This is a genomic window from Mycobacterium hubeiense, assembly GCF_002838065.1.
Taxonomy (GTDB): Bacteria; Actinomycetota; Actinomycetes; order Mycobacteriales; family Mycobacteriaceae; genus Mycobacterium; species Mycobacterium hubeiense.
The window spans coordinates 31,476-47,609 of sequence record NZ_PIZU01000009.1 but is presented as its reverse complement, the minus strand read 5'-3'; the positions used below and the strand labels follow the sequence as shown (position 1 = coordinate 47,609).

16 protein-coding genes are annotated in these 16,134 nt (G+C 68.3%); 8 read left to right on the top strand and 8 right to left on the bottom strand.

Going from position 1 to position 16,134, the window contains the following annotated elements:
• Window positions 1–108: 108 nt before the first annotated feature.
• Window positions 109–528, bottom strand: coding sequence for a cytochrome c oxidase subunit 4 (locus CWS39_RS09435; protein WP_102142657.1), 420 nt, complete (start codon window positions 526–528; stop codon window positions 109–111).
• Window positions 529–537: 9 nt separating this feature from the next.
• A complete protein-coding gene (gene ctaC / locus CWS39_RS09430; protein WP_102142656.1) occupies window positions 538–1,572 on the bottom strand; it encodes an aa3-type cytochrome oxidase subunit II in 1,035 nt (344 codons plus the stop codon).
• A gap of 113 nt (window positions 1,573–1,685) precedes the next feature.
• Between ctaC and asnB the strand changes: the two genes are divergently transcribed.
• Entirely contained in the window at window positions 1,686–3,617 is a 1,932-nt protein-coding gene (gene asnB, locus CWS39_RS09425) for an asparagine synthase (glutamine-hydrolyzing) (RefSeq protein ID WP_102142655.1), read from the top strand.
• On the opposite strand, the gene CWS39_RS09420 is transcribed toward asnB, so the two are convergent.
• Window positions 3,586–4,584 carry a carbohydrate kinase family protein gene (locus CWS39_RS09420; protein ID WP_102142654.1) on the bottom strand — a complete coding sequence of 333 codons (999 nt, stop codon included), beginning with the start codon at window positions 4,582–4,584 and terminating at the stop codon, window positions 3,586–3,588. The genes asnB and CWS39_RS09420 overlap by 32 nt on opposite strands.
• 155 nt (window positions 4,585–4,739) lie before the next feature.
• On the opposite strand from CWS39_RS09420, the gene CWS39_RS09415 reads away from it, so the two are divergent.
• Entirely contained in the window at window positions 4,740–5,390 is a 651-nt protein-coding gene (locus CWS39_RS09415; protein ID WP_102142653.1) for an Rv0361 family membrane protein, read from the top strand.
• Window positions 5,391–5,394: 4 nt separating this feature from the next.
• On the opposite strand, the gene CWS39_RS09410 is transcribed toward CWS39_RS09415, so the two are convergent.
• The gene (locus tag CWS39_RS09410; protein ID WP_102142739.1) at window positions 5,395–5,754 is read right to left on the bottom strand and encodes a HesB/IscA family protein; all 360 of its coding nucleotides are present in this window, start codon (window positions 5,752–5,754) and stop codon (window positions 5,395–5,397) included.
• A gap of 209 nt (window positions 5,755–5,963) precedes the next feature.
• Here CWS39_RS09410 and CWS39_RS09405 point away from each other — a divergent pair, with 209 nt between their 5' ends.
• The 4 genes from CWS39_RS09405 to CWS39_RS09390 are packed head-to-tail and all read left to right on the top strand — an operon-like array spanning window position 5,964 to window position 8,873.
• On the top strand, window positions 5,964–6,575 hold the full coding sequence (locus CWS39_RS09405) for a DUF3043 domain-containing protein (RefSeq protein ID WP_233213430.1): 612 nt from the start codon (window positions 5,964–5,966) through the stop codon (window positions 6,573–6,575).
• A 2-nt stretch (window positions 6,576–6,577) separates the two neighbouring features.
• Window positions 6,578–7,108: a bifunctional adenosylcobinamide kinase/adenosylcobinamide-phosphate guanylyltransferase gene (locus CWS39_RS09400; RefSeq protein ID WP_102142652.1), complete on the top strand. Its 531-nt coding sequence runs from the start codon at window positions 6,578–6,580 to the stop codon at window positions 7,106–7,108.
• Window positions 7,105–8,145 (top strand): nicotinate-nucleotide--dimethylbenzimidazole phosphoribosyltransferase, encoded by a 1,041-nt coding sequence (gene cobT, locus CWS39_RS09395; protein ID WP_102142651.1) that lies wholly within the window; start codon window positions 7,105–7,107, stop codon window positions 8,143–8,145. Before CWS39_RS09400 ends, cobT begins: the two co-directional genes overlap by 4 nt.
• Window positions 8,142–8,873 carry an adenosylcobinamide-GDP ribazoletransferase gene (locus CWS39_RS09390; protein ID WP_102142650.1) on the top strand — a complete coding sequence of 244 codons (732 nt, stop codon included), beginning with the start codon at window positions 8,142–8,144 and terminating at the stop codon, window positions 8,871–8,873. The genes cobT and CWS39_RS09390 overlap by 4 nt, the downstream gene beginning before the upstream one ends.
• Window positions 8,874–9,039: 166 nt before the next feature.
• Here CWS39_RS09390 and CWS39_RS09385 read toward each other — a convergent pair whose 3' ends face one another.
• A complete protein-coding gene (locus tag CWS39_RS09385) occupies window positions 9,040–10,146 on the bottom strand; it encodes a branched-chain amino acid aminotransferase (protein ID WP_102142649.1) in 1,107 nt (368 codons plus the stop codon).
• 22 nt (window positions 10,147–10,168) lie between these two features.
• On the bottom strand, window positions 10,169–11,272 hold the full coding sequence (gene gcvT, locus CWS39_RS09380; protein ID WP_102142648.1) for a glycine cleavage system aminomethyltransferase GcvT: 1,104 nt from the start codon (window positions 11,270–11,272) through the stop codon (window positions 10,169–10,171).
• 46 nt (window positions 11,273–11,318) lie between these two features.
• Between gcvT and CWS39_RS09375 the strand changes: the two genes are divergently transcribed.
• Both CWS39_RS09375 and CWS39_RS09370 read left to right on the top strand, forming a co-directional pair.
• Window positions 11,319–12,407, top strand: a complete 1,089-nt coding sequence (locus CWS39_RS09375) for an adenylate/guanylate cyclase domain-containing protein (protein WP_199178020.1) — start codon at window positions 11,319–11,321, stop codon at window positions 12,405–12,407.
• 15 nt (window positions 12,408–12,422) lie between these two features.
• On the top strand, window positions 12,423–13,949 hold the full coding sequence (locus CWS39_RS09370; protein WP_233213425.1) for a leucyl aminopeptidase: 1,527 nt from the start codon (window positions 12,423–12,425) through the stop codon (window positions 13,947–13,949).
• A gap of 1 nt (window position 13,950) precedes the next feature.
• On the opposite strand, the gene CWS39_RS09365 is transcribed toward CWS39_RS09370, so the two are convergent.
• Complete coding sequence (locus CWS39_RS09365; protein ID WP_102142646.1) at window positions 13,951–15,708, bottom strand: SDR family oxidoreductase; 1,758 nt, start codon at window positions 15,706–15,708, stop codon at window positions 13,951–13,953.
• 51 nt (window positions 15,709–15,759) lie between these two features.
• Complete coding sequence (locus CWS39_RS09360) at window positions 15,760–16,110, bottom strand: oxidoreductase (RefSeq protein ID WP_102142645.1); 351 nt, start codon at window positions 16,108–16,110, stop codon at window positions 15,760–15,762.
• Window positions 16,111–16,134: the final 24 nt, after the last annotated feature.

Sequence of the window (16,134 nt, the reverse complement as noted above, 5' to 3'; positions counted from 1 at the left end):
CTCTAACGGCGTTAGGTGCCTCGGCAACATTACCCAACCGGGCGGCGCGAACGGATCTCGCAGCACGGTGGGCGGGCGAACTGTTTGCCCGATTGTGACCTACGACCGTCAGTGCTTCTCGGGTCCGGTGTAGTACTCGAACACCAGGCCGGCCGCGGACGCCAACACGAAGCCGACGCCGCCGACGATCAGCCACGGCAGCCACAATGCGACGCCCACCGCGGTCACCGAGGCCGACAGCGCGACCATCACCGGCCACCAGCTGTGCGGGGCGTAGAAGCCGAGCTCGCCGGCGCCGTCGCTGATCTCGGCGTCCTCGTAGTCCTCGGGACGGGTGTCGAGCCGGCGCGCCACGAACCGGAAAAAGGTTCCGGTGATCAGCGTCAGCCCCGCGGTCATCACCAAAGCGGTGGTGCCCGCCCACTCCACGCCGCCGTTGGCGAACATCGCGGTGAGCACGCCGTAGACGATCGCCGACAGGATGAAGAACGCGGTCAGGAACTCGAACAGCCTGGCTTCAATGTGCATGCGGTGTCCCTACTTGCTTGCCTGGGGCGCTTGGGGCGCCTGCTCGCCGCGGCGCGTGTCGAACGGGCGGGTGGTGATCGCCGTCGGCGACTGGTTGATCGCCATCAGCGCTTCGGCGTTGGTCTTGCCGCCGATGCGCTGCTGCAGATAGGCCTTGAAGTCGTTGGGCTCCACCACCCGCACCTCGAAGTTCATCATCGAGTGGTAGGTGCCGCACATCTCCGCGCACCGCCCGACGAACGCACCGGTCTTGGTGATCTCGCTGACCTGGAAGACGTTGTCGGAGTTGTTCTCCTTGGGGTTGGGCATCACGTCGCGCTTGAACAGGAACTCCGGCACCCAGAACGCGTGGATCACGTCGGCCGAGGCGATCTGGAACTCGATGCGCTTGCCGGCGGGCAGCACGAGCACCGGGATCTCGGTGGAGGTGCCCAGGGTCTCGACCTTGTCGAAGTTCAGGTAGCTGCGGTCCTCCGGGTTCTTACCGGCGATGGCGCCGACCTGCTCCTCACCATGTGCATCGACGCCCTCGGGGCGCGATTCCACGGCTTCCTTGCGTTCGGTGTCCAGCCCGTCGTAGGTGAAGGTGCCGTCGGCGAAGTTGACCTTCTGGTAGCCGAACTTCCAGTTCCACTGGAATGCCGTCACGTCGACGACGACCTCGGGGTTGGGCTCGGTGTGCAGCATCTTCTCCTGCACCACCACGGTGAAGTAGAACAGCACCGAGATGATCAGGAACGGCACCACGGTCAGCACCAGCTCCAGCGGCATGTTGTAGCCGAACTGTCGCGGCAGCTCCGTGTCGGTGGCCTTCTTGCGGTGGAACGCAGCGGCCCAGAACGTCAGGCCCCACACGATGATGCCCACGACGAACGAGGCGATCACCGAGCCGATCCACAACTCGCGGTTGACGTGGGCTTCCGGGGTGATCCCTTCGGGCCAGCCCAAGGCGAGCGCATCGGTCCAGCTGCAGCCGGACAGCAGCAGCGCCGTCGCACCCAGGACAACCGACAACGCCGCCACCCTCAACCGGCGAGGTGTCACGCTGGAGCCTCCTAGAAGTCGGTAAAGCTAGCGAGCTAGGCGAATACTACGCAGCGTAGACCACGCCTCGGTGCGAGTCTCGACACACCTCGGCGATTAGGCATACTGGCGCGGTGTGCGGACTGCTGGCCTACCTTCGTGACCCGTCTGCCGCCATTACCCCCGACGTCGTCGACGCGGTGGCCGGCGCCTCTCACCTGATGCGCCATCGCGGGCCCGACGAGCCAGGCACCTGGTCCGACGACGACGCCGTGTTGGGCTTCAACCGGCTGTCCATCATCGACATCGCGCACAGCCACCAGCCGCTGCGCTGGGGCCCGCCGGACGCCCCGGACCGCTACATGCTGGTGTTCAACGGCGAGATCTACAACTACCTGGAATTGCGCGAGGAACTGGCCGCCACGCACGGCGCGCAGTTTCACACCGACGGCGACGGCGAGGCCATCATCGCCGCGTACCACCACTGGGGCACCGCGGCGCTGACCCGGCTGCGCGGGATGTTCGCATTCGCGCTGTGGGACACCGTGGAACGGGAAATGTTCTGCGCCCGTGACCCCTTCGGCATCAAGCCGCTGTTCATGGCGACCGGCACCGGCGGCACCGCGGTGGGCAGCGAAAAGAAGTGCCTGCTGGAGCTGGCGCCGGTGCTCGGCATCGACCTGGACATCGACGAGCGCGCCGTGCAGCACTACACCGTGCTGCAGTACGTGCCCGAACCCGAGACGCTGCACCGCGGGGTGCGCCGGCTCGAATCGGGCAGCTACGCGCGGCTGCGGCCGGGTCAACAGCCCGAAGTCACCCGCTACTTCGCTCCCCGCTTCGACGCCAAACCCTTCGGGAATGGCGATGCGCAGGCCCGCTACGACGAGATCACCGCGGCGCTGGAGGATTCCGTCGCCAAGCACATGCGCGCCGACGTCACCGTGGGCGCGTTTTTGTCCGGCGGCATCGACTCCACGGCCATCGCCGCACTCGCCATGCGCCACAACCCGCGGCTGATCACCTTCACCACCGGCTTCGAACGGGAAGGCTTCTCCGAGGTCGACGTCGCGGTGGCGTCGGCCGAGGCGATCGGCGCCCGGCACGTCACCAAGGTGGTGAGCCAGGCCGAATTCGTCGAGGCGCTCCCCGAAATCGTCTGGTATCTCGACGAACCCGTCGCCGACCCGGCGTTGGTCCCGCTGTTCTTCATCGCCCGCGAAGCCCGCAAGCACGTCAAGGTGGTGCTCTCCGGCGAGGGCGCCGACGAGCTGTTCGGCGGGTACACCATCTACCGGGAGCCGTTGTCGCTCAAGCCGTTTGACTATCTACCCCGGCCGGTGCGGCGCTCGCTGGGCAAGGCCTCCAAGCCGTTGCCGGAAGGCATGCGGGGCAAGAGTCTGCTGCACCGCGGGTCGCTCACCCTCGAAGAGCGTTACTACGGCAACGCCCGCAGCTTCTCCGACGAGCAGTTGCGGGCGGTGCTGCCGGGATTCCGTCCGGAATGGACCCACACCGACGTCACGGCGCCGATTTACGCCGAGTCAGCCGGCTGGGATCCGGTGGCACGCATGCAGCACATCGACCTGTTCACCTGGTTGCGCGGCGACATCCTGGTCAAGGCCGACAAGATGACGATGGCCAATTCGCTGGAGCTGCGGGTGCCGTTCTTGGATCCCGAGGTGTTCGCGGTGGCTTCGCGGCTGCCCGCGGACGCCAAAATCACCAGGGCCACAACGAAATACGCGTTGCGCCGGGCGTTGGAGCCGATCGTGCCCGCACATGTGCTGAACCGGCCGAAGCTGGGCTTTCCGGTGCCGATCCGGCACTGGTTGCGGGCCGGCGAGCTGCTGGACTGGGCCTACGGGATGGTCGGCTCGTCACAGGCCGGGCATCTGGTCGATCTCGACGCGGTGCGCATCATGCTCGATCAACACCGCAACGGCACAAGCGATCACAGCCGCCGGCTGTGGACGGTGCTGATCTTCATGCTGTGGCACGCGATCTTCGTCGAGCACAGCGTGACGCCGCAGATCAGCGAGCCGGTATACCCCGTCCAGCTGTAATCGCCTGCGAGATCTCTTCACCGGCCTCGGCGCCGTATGCGTCGGACAGCCTGCGCACGGCCTCGTCGCGGTCCCAGGTCCACTCCTGCGGGCCGGGCGCTTCGAGCACCAGCACCGCCACCAGCGACGCCAGCTGCGCCGAGCGCTCCAGGTTGAGCCCGGCGCTGCGGCCGGTCAGGAAACCGGCGCGGAATGCGTCACCGATGCCGGTCGGGTCGTCGCGATGCTTCTCCGGCACCACGCCCACATGGACGAACGTGCCGTCAGAGGACACCAGGTCCACACCTTTGGGACCCAGCGTGGTGACGCGCAGGCCGATCTGGCTCATTACCTGGGCTTCACTCCAGCCGGTCTTCTGCAGCAGCAGGTCCCACTCGTAGTCGTTGGTGAACAGGTAGGTGGCCCCGTCGATCAGCCGGCGGATCTCCTCCCCCGACAGCCGGGCCAGCTGCTGGGACGGATCCGCCGCGAACGGCAGGCCCAGCTTCCGGCACTCCTCGGTGTGCAAGAACATCGCTTCGGGATCATTGGCGCCGACGATCACCAATTCCGGTGTGCCGATGCGGGATACGACGTCGGCCAGCGAGATGTCGCGGGCCTCCGACATCGCGCCCGGGTAGAACGACGCGATCTGGGCCATGTCCTCGTCGCTGGTGCAGACGAAACGCGCGGTGTAGGCGGTTTCGGAGATCAGCACGCTGCCGCAGTCCACGCCGACCGCTTCCAGCCACTGCCGGTAGTCTGCGAAGTCCGGGCCCGCCGCGCCGACCAGGGCCACGTCGCCGCCGAGCACGCCGATGGCAAACGCCATGTTTCCGGCCACGCCGCCGCGATGTACCACCAGATCGTCGACCAAAAAGCTCAGCGACACCTTTTGCAGGTGATCGGCCAGCAGTTGCTCGGAGAACCGACCGGGAAAACGCATGAGATGGTCGGTCGCTATCGAGCCGGTCACCGCGATGGTCACGAATCGTCACCCTTCATTTCGTTAAGCCGTCTATGAAACCTTACCCAGACTAACGACCGAGTTCGCATCCGTCGGCTTGCGCTAACCTGCGTACAAGTGCCCGTCCCGGTCACTGTAGACGGCAATCGCACACAATCCCCCGGGGGAGCAACTGTATGGCTGGTCCGAATCCGCCCGATTACGGCGCGGGAGCGGTCGGCCCGCAACCCTATCCGGGACCTCCGCAGCCGTACCCGCAGAATCCCGTTGCGCCGTCGGCCTATCCGGGGATGCTGCCGCCGCCCGTTCCGTATCCGAAACGCCGACGGTGGCGGTGGGTGGTCGGTGCGCTGCTCGTTCTTGCCGTGGTGGCGGGCCTGGTGGCGGCGGTGGTGTTTGCCGCCCGTGATGACAACTCCGCCGCCCGTAGCGGCGTGCTGACGGAGGAGACGGCCCGCACCGCGATCCAGAACTACCTGGACGCGCTGGCCGGCGGCGACGACGAGACCGTCGCCCGCCACACGCTGTGCGGGCTCTACGACGCGGTCAAGGAACGCCGCTCGGATCTGTCGCTGGCGAATCTGGCCAGCGACGCGTTTCGCAAGCAGTTCAGCAGCGCCGAGGTCACCTCGATCGACAAGATCGTGCCGTGGTCGGCCAATCAAGCGCAGGTGCTGTTCACCATGCGCGTCGTGCCGGCGGGCTCAGCGCGCGGCGAGGACCGCGACGAACCCCGCGATCGGGAGGAACAGGCGGTCGTGCAGGTGCTCGTCCAGGACAAGGAGATCCTGATCTGCTCCTACCTGCTGCGGACCGGACAGTACTGAGGGATCAGTTGAACGAGTCGCCGCAGGCGCAGGAGCCGGTGGCGTTCGGGTTGTCGATCGTGAAGCCCTGCTTCTCGATGGTGTCGACGAAATCGATGGTGGCGCCCTGCACGTAGGGGGCGCTCATCCGGTCCACCGTCAAGGTGACGCCGCCGAATTCCGCGGTCAGATCGCCGTCGAGGGTGCGGTCGTCGAAGAACAGGTTGTACCGCAGGCCGGCGCAGCCGCCCGGCTGGACGGCGATGCGCAGCGCCAGGTCGTCACGGCCCTCCTGGTCCAGCAGCGCCTTCGCCTTGGCGGCCGCGGCATCGGTCAGGAGCACACCGTGAGTCGTCGTGCTGGTCGCCGAGTCCTGAACAGTCATCGCATCTCCTGGGTGCATGTACGTGGGTGGGCTTGGCCCACTGCATCAACGGTACCTTGTCAGGGCGCTATTCCCGACTTCTGGCGCTGTGACCTCCGCCGAGCGGGCTTTCCCGGCAGATTAAGGTGGCAGACGTGGATCTGCTGGGCAGGAAGAAAGCCAAGGAGCAAACCGAGCACACTGACGCCCTCGAGGCCGGGGCGTCCGATGTGCCGGAGGAGCCTGCGCAGACCCCCGCCGGCGGCACCACACCGCCGAAGGGCAGGCCCACCCCCAAACGCAGCGAGGCCGCCCGCCGCCGCGGGCCGGTCCCACCGGCGCCGATGACCGCTGCGGAGGCTCGTCGCCGTCGCAAGGAAATGCGCACCAAGATGTCCCGCGAGGAGCGCAAGGCCGACCGGATCGCCCGCCGGGCCGAGATGACCGAGCGACGGGAACGGATGATGGCCGGTGAGGAGGCCTACCTGCTGCCGCGGGACAGGGGGCCGATCCGCGGGTTTGTCCGCGACGTGGTGGACTCCCGGCGCAACGTGTTGGGCCTGTTCATGCCCGCCGCGCTGGGGTTGATCTTCGTGATGCTCGCGGTGCCGTCGGTGCAGGTTCAGGCGTTCCTGTCGCCCGCGATGCTGGTGCTCGTGCTGATCATGGTCATCGACGGCTTCATCGTGGGGCGCAAGGTGAACCGCCTGGTGGACGAGAAGTTCCCGGACAACACCGAATCCGGGTGGCGGCTCGGCTTCTACGCCGCCAGCCGGGCATCGCAGATTCGCCGGATGCGGGCGCCGCGGCCCCGGGTCAACCGCGGCGACAAAGTCACCTGACCGTGCGCATGCTGGTGCTCGGCGGTATCCGGTCGGGCAAATCGCAGTGGGCCGAGACAGCGATCGCCGAGGCCGCCGGGGACGGCCGGGCCGTGCGCTATCTGGCCACCGGGTCCGGTTCGGCCGACGACGCCGAGTGGTCGGCCCGGGTGGCCGCCCATCGGCAGCGCCGGCCCGCCCATTGGTCGACGGTCGAAACCATCGATGTGCCAACGCAATTGCGGACCGACACCCACACCGCGACGCTGGTCGACGACGTCGGCGGCTGGCTCACCGCGGTGATGGACCGGCGCGGCGCGTGGACGTCCGGCTCGGTTGCCACCGATGTGGACGAGCTCATCGACGCGGTCGACGGGTTCGGCTCTGCGCTTGCGTTGGTCAGCCCGGAGGTGGGGCTGACGGTGGTGCCTGCCACTGCGGCGGGCCGCCGGTTCGCCGACGAGTTGGGCACGCTCAACCAGCGACTGGCCGCGGTGTGCGAGCGCGTGGTGTTGGTGGTGGCCGGGCAGCCAGTGACGGTGAAGGCGCCGTGATCGACTTTCCGGACGTCAGCCCACCCGACGAGCGGGCCGCCGCCGCGGCCAGAGCCCGCCAGGACCAGCTGACCAAGCCACCGGGTTCGCTCGGCCGGCTCGAGGACCTGTCGGTGTGGGTGGCGTCGTGTCAGGGGGGCTGCCCGCCGAAGCAGTTCGAGCGGCCCCGGATCGTGGTTTTCGCCGGCGATCACGGCGTGACCAGCGCCGGGGTGTCGGCCTATCCCCCGGACGTCACTGCCGCGATGGTCGCCAATTTCGACGCTGGTGGCGCGGCCATCAACGTGATCGCCGAGACGGCGGGGGCCAGCGTGCGGGTGGTCGATATCGCCGTCGACACCGAGCAGCCGCTGTCGGCGGCCATCGGCGCGCACAAGATCCGCCGCGGCAGCGGCAACATCGCGGTCGAGGACGCCCTGTCCGCCGCCGAGGCGGCTGCGGCGATCGACGCCGGTCGCCAGATCGCCGATCAGGAGGTCGATTCCGGCGCCGACCTGTTGATCGCAGGCGACATGGGGATCGGAAACACCACGCCGGCAACGGCATTGGTTGCCGCACTCTGCGGGGCCGAACCGGTCGCGGCGGTCGGACGAGGCACCGGGATCGACGACGCGGGCTGGTCTCGCAAGACCGCAGCGATTCGCGACGCGCTGTACCGGGCCCGCGGTGTTCAAGGCGATCCCGTTGGGCTGCTTCGGGTTTGCGGCGGCGCCGATCTGGCCGCCATCGCCGGCTTCTGCGCCCAGGCCGCGGTGCGGCGCACGCCGGTGCTGCTCGACGGGCTGGTGGTGACGGCGGCGGCGCTGGTCGCCGATCGGCTGGCGCCGGGTGCGCGGCAGTGGTGGCAGGCCGGTCACCGGTCCACCGAACCGGCGCACGGCCTGGCACTACAGCTGCTGAACCTGGAGCCGCTCGTCGATCTGCAGATGCGCCTGGGCGAAGGTACCGGCGCGGCGATAGCGTTGCCGATCGTGCGTGCCGCGGTGGCCGTGCTGGCCTCGATGGCCACCTTCGACGAGGCCGGCGTTCCTACGTGATTCGGTCGCTTACAGGGGCTTTCGCGTTCGGCACGATACTGCCGACACCGGGCAGCTCGACGCTGGGCCGGGGCGCGCTCACCGCTTTTCCGGTGGTCGGCGTCGCGCTCGGCGCACTGGCGGCCGCGGTGCTGTGGGCGGGGTCGTGGGCCTTCGGTGATGGCAGCCCGCTGGCCGGCGTGCTGGCCGTCGCATCGTTGCTGATCGCCACCCGGGGCATGCATATCGACGGGCTGTCTGACACCGCCGATGCACTGGGCTGTTACGGGCCTCCGCAGCGGGCGCTGGAGGTGATGCGCGACGGGTCCGCCGGACCGTTCGGGGTAGCCGTGGTGGTGGTGGCGATCCTGTTGCAGGCGTTGGCCCTTGCAAAGCTGAGCGCTGTCGCTGTCGTCGTCGCGGTGATGGCAGGTCGGGTGGCGGCGGTCGTGGCGTGTCGCCGGTCGGTGCCCGCCGCCGCGGGTAGCACTCTGGGCCGGGCGGTTGCCGGCACCCAGCCCGTCGCGGTGGCGCTGGCGTGGGTCCTCGCGGGCGCGGCGGTGGCGGTGTTCGCCTGCGAGCGGCCATGGCAGGGTCCGCTGGCAGTGTTGGTCGGTTTAGCTTGCGCCGCAGCGCTGGTCGCGCATTGCGTGCGGCGGTTCGGCGGGATCACCGGCGACGTACTGGGCGCCGCGATCGAGGTGACGACCACGGTCGCAGCCATCGGGCTCGCCGTCGGGTTGTCCTAGCACCGGCTGGTACCGAACCCCGCCGCCGACATTGGCATCACCCCATACACCGACCGGTACCGGATTTCCGTTCTCGTCTACTGGCTGCTGCCCACTGGTGGCCGGGTCGAACCCCGCGACAGGTGCCGTGATGCGACCTCCCCTTCATCGAGTTGCATCGGGCAGCTCAGCTCAGTCGGGCCATCCAGCCGTGCGTGTCGGCGAAGGTGCCGCGCTGAATTCCGGTCAGCGTGTCGCGCAGCGCCATGGTGATTTCGCCGGGTTCACCGTCGGCAATGGTGAATTCGCCGTCGGCGTACTTGACCTGCGCCACCGGCGTGATGACTGCCGCGGTGCCGCACGCGAACACCTCGGTGATCTCACCGGCGGCGGTCTTCTTCTGCCACTCGTCGACGTCGATCTTGCGCTCCTCGACGGCGAAGCCAGCGTCGGTTGCCAACTGCAGCAACGAATCTCGCGTCACGCCGGGCAGGATAGAGCCGCTCAGCTCGGGGGTGACCAGCCGCGCGGACCCGCCGCTGCCGAACACGAAGAACAGGTTCATCCCGCCCATCTCCTCGACGAAGCGGCGCTCGATGGCGTCCAGCCACACCACCTGATCGCACCCGTTTTCGGCGGCTTGGGCCTGTGCCAGCAACGAAGCCGCATAGTTGCCGCCGAATTTCGCCGCACCGGTTCCGCCCGGGCACGCGCGCACATACTCCGTCGACAGCCACACGCTGACCGGCTTGATGCCGCGCGGGAAATACGCCCCGGCGGGTGAGCCGATCACCAGGTAGCGGTACTCGTCGGCCGGCCGCACCCCCAGGCCGGGCTCGGTCGCGAACACGAACGGCCGGAGATACAGCGACTCCTCACCGCCGGCCGGGGGCACCCAGGGCTCGTCGACGGCGATCAACTGGCGCAGCGATTCGATGAACACCTCTTCGGGCAACTCGGGAATCGCCAGCCGGCGCGCCGACGACCGCAGCCGCGCGGCATTGGCCTCGGGCCGGAACGAGACGATCGAACCGTCCGCCCAGCGGTAGGCCTTGAGGCCTTCGAAGATCTCCTGCGCGTAGTGCAGCACGATCGCCGAGGGGTCCAGCTGGATCGGCCCGTACGGGATCACCCTGGCGTTGTGCCAGCCCTTGTCCCTGGTGAAGTCGATCGACACCATGTGGTCGGTGTGATACTTCCCGAACCCGGGCTTAGCGAGGATCTGGGCCCGTACCTCGTCACTCACCGGATTGGCATTGCGCTCAACGGTGAACTCGAGGGGGCCGTCAGTCATGCAGCGATTGTATATCCGTGCACTACCGAGTTTTCGGCTCGACAAACGGCGGCTTGACCACCTCGCATTCGACGGCGCGTCCACGCACGTCGACGGTGACGCGTTGGCCGTCGTCGATATTGGCAGCCGCGTCAATGAGCGCCAGCGCGATGCCGACTTTCAAAGTGGGAGAAAAGGTTCCCGACGTCGTCACGCCCACCGGTTTGTCACCGTCGAGCACGGCGAGCCCCGGCCGCAGCACGCCGCGGCCAACCGCGCGCAGACCCCGCAACAGCCGCCGCGGCCCGGCTTGTTTCTCCGCCAGCAGCGCCTCGCGGCCCCAGAACGCGTGCTTTTTCCACCCGATGGCCCAGCCGCACCGGGCCTGCAGCGGCGAGATCTCCAGCGACAGTTCGTGGCCGTGCAGCGGGTAGCCCATCTCGGTGCGCAGCGTGTCGCGGGCACCCAGGCCGGCCAGCTCACCGCCCGCGCTGCCCACCGCATCGACCAGCGCGTCGAAGACCACAGTCGCCCGATCCCACGGCGGCAACAACTCGTAACCGTGCTCGCCGGTGTAGCCGGTCCGGCACACCCGAACCGGCACCCCGTCGAACGTCGCGTCCGCAAAACCCATGTAATCCATCTCGGTGGGCAGCCCCAGACCGCCCAGCACCTCGGCGGACTTCGGCCCCTGCACGGCCAGCACGGCATAGGAGCGGTGCTCGTCGGTGATGGTCAGGCCGGCCGGGGCGCGTTCCTGCAGGGCCGCCACCACGGCCGCGGTGTTGGCGGCGTTGGGCACCAGGAAGATCTCGTCGTCGGAGACGTAGTAGGCGATGAGATCATCAATAACACCTGCGACGCCTCCGACTTCTTTGCAGCACAACGTGTATTGCGCTTTGCCCGGACCGATGCGGCGCAGGTCGTTGGTGAACGCCGAGTTGACGAACTCGGCCGCTCCCGGCCCCCGCACCAGCGCCTTGCCCAGGTGGCTGACGTCGAACAGGCCGACGGTGGTGCGGGTGGCAGTGTGCTCGGCGACGGTGCCGGCGTAGGACACCGGCATCAGCCAGCCCCCGAACTCGGCGAACGTGGCGCCGAGTTCGCGGTGTCGGTCCTCCAACGGCCCGTGCTGGATGTCGCCCATGGCGATCCACCCTAATCAGGGCGCTGTCGCTGGCAGACTTCGGTAGGTGGTCGATTTCGATGCGCTGCAGGCCGCCGGAATCGCCAACGCGCGCGAGCGGGCACCGCTGATCGAGTATCTGGACAGCCTCGGATTCACCGCCGAGGAGATGGTCGAGGCCGAGCGCCGCGGGCGCCTGTTCGGGCTCGCCGGCGACGCCCTGCAACGGTCCGGGCCGCCGATCCACAGCCTGCGCAGCGCGGCCGAGGCGCTCGGTGTGCCGCTCGACGACATAACGCACTTCTGGACCGTGCTCGGCCTCACTGTCGCCGACCCCGATCAGGTCATGCTGAGCCAGGCCGACCTCGATGCGCTGCAGACCTGCGTTGCGATGAGGGACGGGATGGGTGACGACGCCGCTTCCGGGCTGCTGCGCGTCATCGGCGCGTTGATGGCACGGCTGGCGGACGCCGAGTCATCGGTAGTGCGCGCCGGCCGGCCCGACCTGTGGATCGTGCACAGTCAGGACGAACTCGCCACGGCGAAAACCTATCGCGCTGTGGCAGAACTCATTCCGCGGATCGGGGCATTACTCGATGCGGTGCACCGCCACCATCTGGTCAGCACCCGCACCTACTTTGAAGGCGTCATCCGGGGACCCTCCGAACACGTGGTGTGTGGCATCGGCTTCGCCGATCTGTCCGGTTTCACCGCGCTGACGCAATCGCTCACGCCCGCGGAGTTGTCGGCGCTGCTCACAGAATTCAACGCCACCGTCACCGATGTCGTGCACGCCGACGACGGCCGGGTGATCAAGTTCATCGGCGACGAAGTGATGTGGGTCAGCACCACACCCGAGCAGCTCGTGAGCACCGCCGCGGACCTCGTCGACCACCCCAGGGCGCGGGAAACCGGATTGCAAGTCCGCGCCGGGCTGGCCTACGGCACCGTGCTGGACCTCAACGGCGATTACTTCGGCAATCCGGTCAACCTGGCCGCCCGCCTCGTCGCCGCGGCGCGTCCTGGGCAGATCCTGGCCGCGTCGGATGTCCGGGATGCCCTGCCGGATTGGCCCGCCGTCGAACAGGAACCCTTGACGCTCAAGGGGTTCGACGTACCGGTAACGGCCTACGACATGAGCCGCAGCGGCGGGTAGTTACTGTTGGGTGCTGTGAGCACCGGTTATCAGGCCCCCAGCGTCACCGTCAGTTCGTCGCTGCCCAAACGCCGCAGCGACGCCGTCCTCGTCGTTGCCGTGGTGAACGGTGACGACAATGACTCGACCGCGACCGTCGTCGCCAATCCTTTCCTCGACGCCGAAGCCGTCGGCGAGATCGAGGTCGCGCTCAAGGCGCTCGGCGCGAAGGGCGGCGCCGACCAGGTCACCCGGGTGGTGGCGCCGTCGCTGCCGGTGGCCAGTGTGCTGGCGGTCGGGCTGGGCAAGGACCGAGAACAGTGGCCCGCCGACGTGATCCGGCGCGCCGCGGGTGTAGCGGCACGGTCGCTGAACGGCGCCGAGGCCGTCATCACCACGCTGTCGGGCATCGACCTCGGTGCGGCTGTCGAAGGGCTGATCCTCGGCGCGTACCGGTTCACCGAGTTCCGCAGCGACAAGACCGCGCCCAAGGACAAGGGGCTGCGCAAGATCACCGCGCTGACACCCGACACCAAGACCACCACCAAGGACGCCGCCACACGCGCCACCGCGATCGCAACGGCGGTGGCCACCGCGCGCGACTTCGTCAACACTCCCCCGAGCCACCTGTTCCCCGCGGAATTCGCCAAGCGCGCAAAGGCTTTGGGTGAAGAAGCCGGTCTGGACGTCGAGGTGCTCGACGACAAGGCGCTGGCCAAGGCGGGCTACGGCGGCATCATCGGCGTCGGCAAGGGCTCGTCGCGCCCACCGCGGCTGGTGCGGCTCACCCACCGCGGCTCGCAGCTGGCCCGCAACCCGAAGAAGGCCAAGAAGGTGGCGCTGATCGGCAAGGGCATCACCTTCGACACCGGCGGCATCTCCATCAAGCCGGCGCAGAACATGCACCATATGACCTCCGATATGGGCGGCGCGGCGGCGGTCATCGCGACCGTGGTGCTCGCCGCGCAGCAGCAGCTGCCGATCGACGTGATCGCCACCGTGCCAATGGCCGAGAACATGCCGTCGTCCACCGCGCAGCGCCCCGGTGACGTGCTCACCCAGTACGGCGGCACCACCGTCGAGGTGCTCAACACCGATGCCGAGGGCCGGCTGATCCTGGCCGACGCGATCGTGCGGGCGTGCGAGGACAAGCCGGACTACCTGATCGAGACCTCGACGCTGACCGGTGCGCAGACGGTCGCACTCGGCGCGCGTACGCCGGGCGTGATGGGCAGCGACGAGTTCCGTGATCGTGTCGCGAAGCTGTCTCAGCAGGTCGGCGAGAACGCCTGGGCGATGCCGCTACCCGAAGAGCTCAAGGACGATCTGAAGTCGACGGTGGCCGACCTCGCCAATGTCAGCGGATCGCGCTACGCGGGCATGCTGGTCGCCGGGACCTACCTGCGGGAGTTCGTCGCCGAGGGCGTCGCGTGGGCACACCTCGACATCGCCGGCCCGGCGTACAACACCGGCGGGCCGTGGGGCTACACCGGCAAGGGAGGCACCGGCGTGCCGACCCGCACCATGTTCGCCGTGCTGGAGGACATCTGCGAGAACGACTGAGCTACAGCAGTTTTCGCCGGGCCGCGCTGCGCAGCGCCTGCGGCATCACCCGCGCCAACCCGTATACGGCGTACGCCTCCGGTGTGACGGGGCGAATCGCCTTGTCCTTCTTGACCGCCGACACGATGGCCTTGGCCACCTTGTCGGGGCCGTAGCGACGTCGCTGGTAGAGCTTCTCGATCTGCGCGCGCCGGCTTTCGGCCGCGTCGACCTTGTCCGGCGGGGCGTCGACGTGGGTGGTGTGCACGATGTTGGTGTCCACGATCCCTGGGCAGATGGTGGTCAGACCGATGCCGGCCGCGTCCAGCTCGGCGCGCAGGCAGTCGGAGAACATGTACACCGCCGCTTTGGACGTGCAGTACGCGTTCATCTGCTGCTGCGGCTGATACGCCGCCATCGACGCCACGTTGACGATATGTCCGCCCGTACCCTGCTCTACCAGCCGCTTCGCGAACGCCCGGCAGCCGTTCACCACTCCGCCGAGGTTGATGTCAAGCACCCGGTCGAACTGCTCGGCCGGCGTGTCCAAGAACGCGCCGGCCTGACCCACGCCGGCGTTGTTCACGACGATGTCTGGCACGCCGTGGGCGGCGCACACCTCCTCGGCGAAGCGCTCCACCGCCTCGGCGTCGGCCACATCGAGAACATACGCGTGCGCCACGCCGCCGCGTGCGGCGATCTGCGCGGCGGTGTCCTTGACCGCGGCTTCGTTGATGTCGCTGACGACGAGTTCGGCGCCCTCGCGGGCGAACGCCAGGGCCGTCTCGCGGCCGATGCCGCTGCCGGCCCCGGTCACCGAAACCAGTGTGTCGCCGAAGTATTCGCGCTGACGGCCGACCTGTGCGCGGAGCAATGCCCGGCTGGCCGGTTTGCCGTCGAGAAAGTCGACGAACTCGGTCACCGCCTGCGCGAGCACCTGCGGATGCGACATCGGCGACCAGTGCCCCGCCCTGATGGTGCGCTGCCACAGCCGCGGCACCCACCGCGACAAGTCCTCGAGGCCCTGTTGCTTCACGACGGGGTCGTTCTCACCGACGATCGTCTGCACCGGGATCGACACGTAGTGGTCACGCCGGGCCTTGCCGACCGTGCGGAACAGCGCGGGATAGATCTTCAGCGAGTTCGCCGCATCCACATCGAAGGTCTCCGACCGGAACTTCGGGCTGCCGGGTGAGTCCACCGCCTGCATCCTTCGGGCCAGGCCGGCGCGCATCAACGCGGGCGCAATCACCGGCACCGAGAACGGGATCCAGTACGTGAGCCGCGACGCCAGACCGAACGCCCGCACGAACTGCACAGGGCGGTACGGCTTCGCCAACGCACCGAAAATGGATGCGCCGTAGTGGTCGCTACTCGGACCGGACACCGACGTGAAGGACGCGACACGGTCCTGGGCGCCGGGCCGGCTCAGGTACTCCCAGACGCTGACCGAGCCCCAGTCGTGGGCCAGCACATGGACGGGCTGGCCGGGGCACAGCGCCTCGATGACGGCCTCGAAGTCGTCTGCGAGCTTCGCCATTGTGTACGCCGCAATCGGTTTGGGCACCGTCGACGCCCCGGCGCCGCGGTTGTCGTAACGGATGATGCGGAACCGCTCGGCGAGCAGCGGCACGACGCCGTCCCACAGCACATGCGAGTCCGGCCAACCGTGGGCCATCACGAGCGGGGGGCGGTCCGGATTGCCCTCTTCGTACGTGGCGATCCGGACCCCGTCGCTGCTGTCGACGAAGTGCGGGCTGGCTTCCTGCGCAGTTTTCATCGGACCCCTCGTATCAGGTACCGCCGGTATCGGGTGGATCCGATCCTACTGCTACTCGAGTTCCTGACGGGCCGCGCGTTTGCGTTCGATGCGCCGCCGCGCGTCGTAATCCCGCATCCGCTGCGGATAGCCCACCTTCTGGACGTCATAGACCGGGATGCCGAGGCGCTCGCCCAGCCGCCGGGCGCCGGCGTCTCCCCCGGCGCGGCGGCGGGTCCATTCGCCGTCGGCGGCCACGAGCACGACCGTCACGTCGGTGACGGTCGTTTTCGGCTCGACATAGGCCTCGACGCCGTCGTGCTCGGCGACCCAACCGCGGAGGTATTTCAGATCGGACGCCGGGTCATGGCCGTCGCCTCCGCGCGCGGACCGGCCACCCCGCAGCCTGTCGAACAATCCCACTTGGGCCGTACTCCTTCTAGCGAC

Excerpts from the sequence above, each read along its gene's own strand:
- CWS39_RS09435 (WP_102142657.1), bottom strand. The coding sequence starts at position 528 with ATGCACATTGAAGCCAGGCTGTTCGAGTTCCTGACCGCGTTCTTCATC.
- CWS39_RS09415 (WP_102142653.1), top strand. The coding sequence starts at position 4,740 with ATGGCTGGTCCGAATCCGCCCGATTACGGCGCGGGAGCGGTCGGCCCG.
- CWS39_RS09410 (WP_102142739.1), bottom strand. The coding sequence starts at position 5,754 with ATGACTGTTCAGGACTCGGCGACCAGCACGACGACTCACGGTGTGCTC.
- CWS39_RS09385 (WP_102142649.1), bottom strand. The coding sequence starts at position 10,146 with ATGACTGACGGCCCCCTCGAGTTCACCGTTGAGCGCAATGCCAATCCG.
- gcvT (WP_102142648.1), bottom strand. The coding sequence starts at position 11,272 with ATGGGCGACATCCAGCACGGGCCGTTGGAGGACCGACACCGCGAACTC.
- CWS39_RS09365 (WP_102142646.1), bottom strand. The coding sequence starts at position 15,708 with ATGAAAACTGCGCAGGAAGCCAGCCCGCACTTCGTCGACAGCAGCGAC.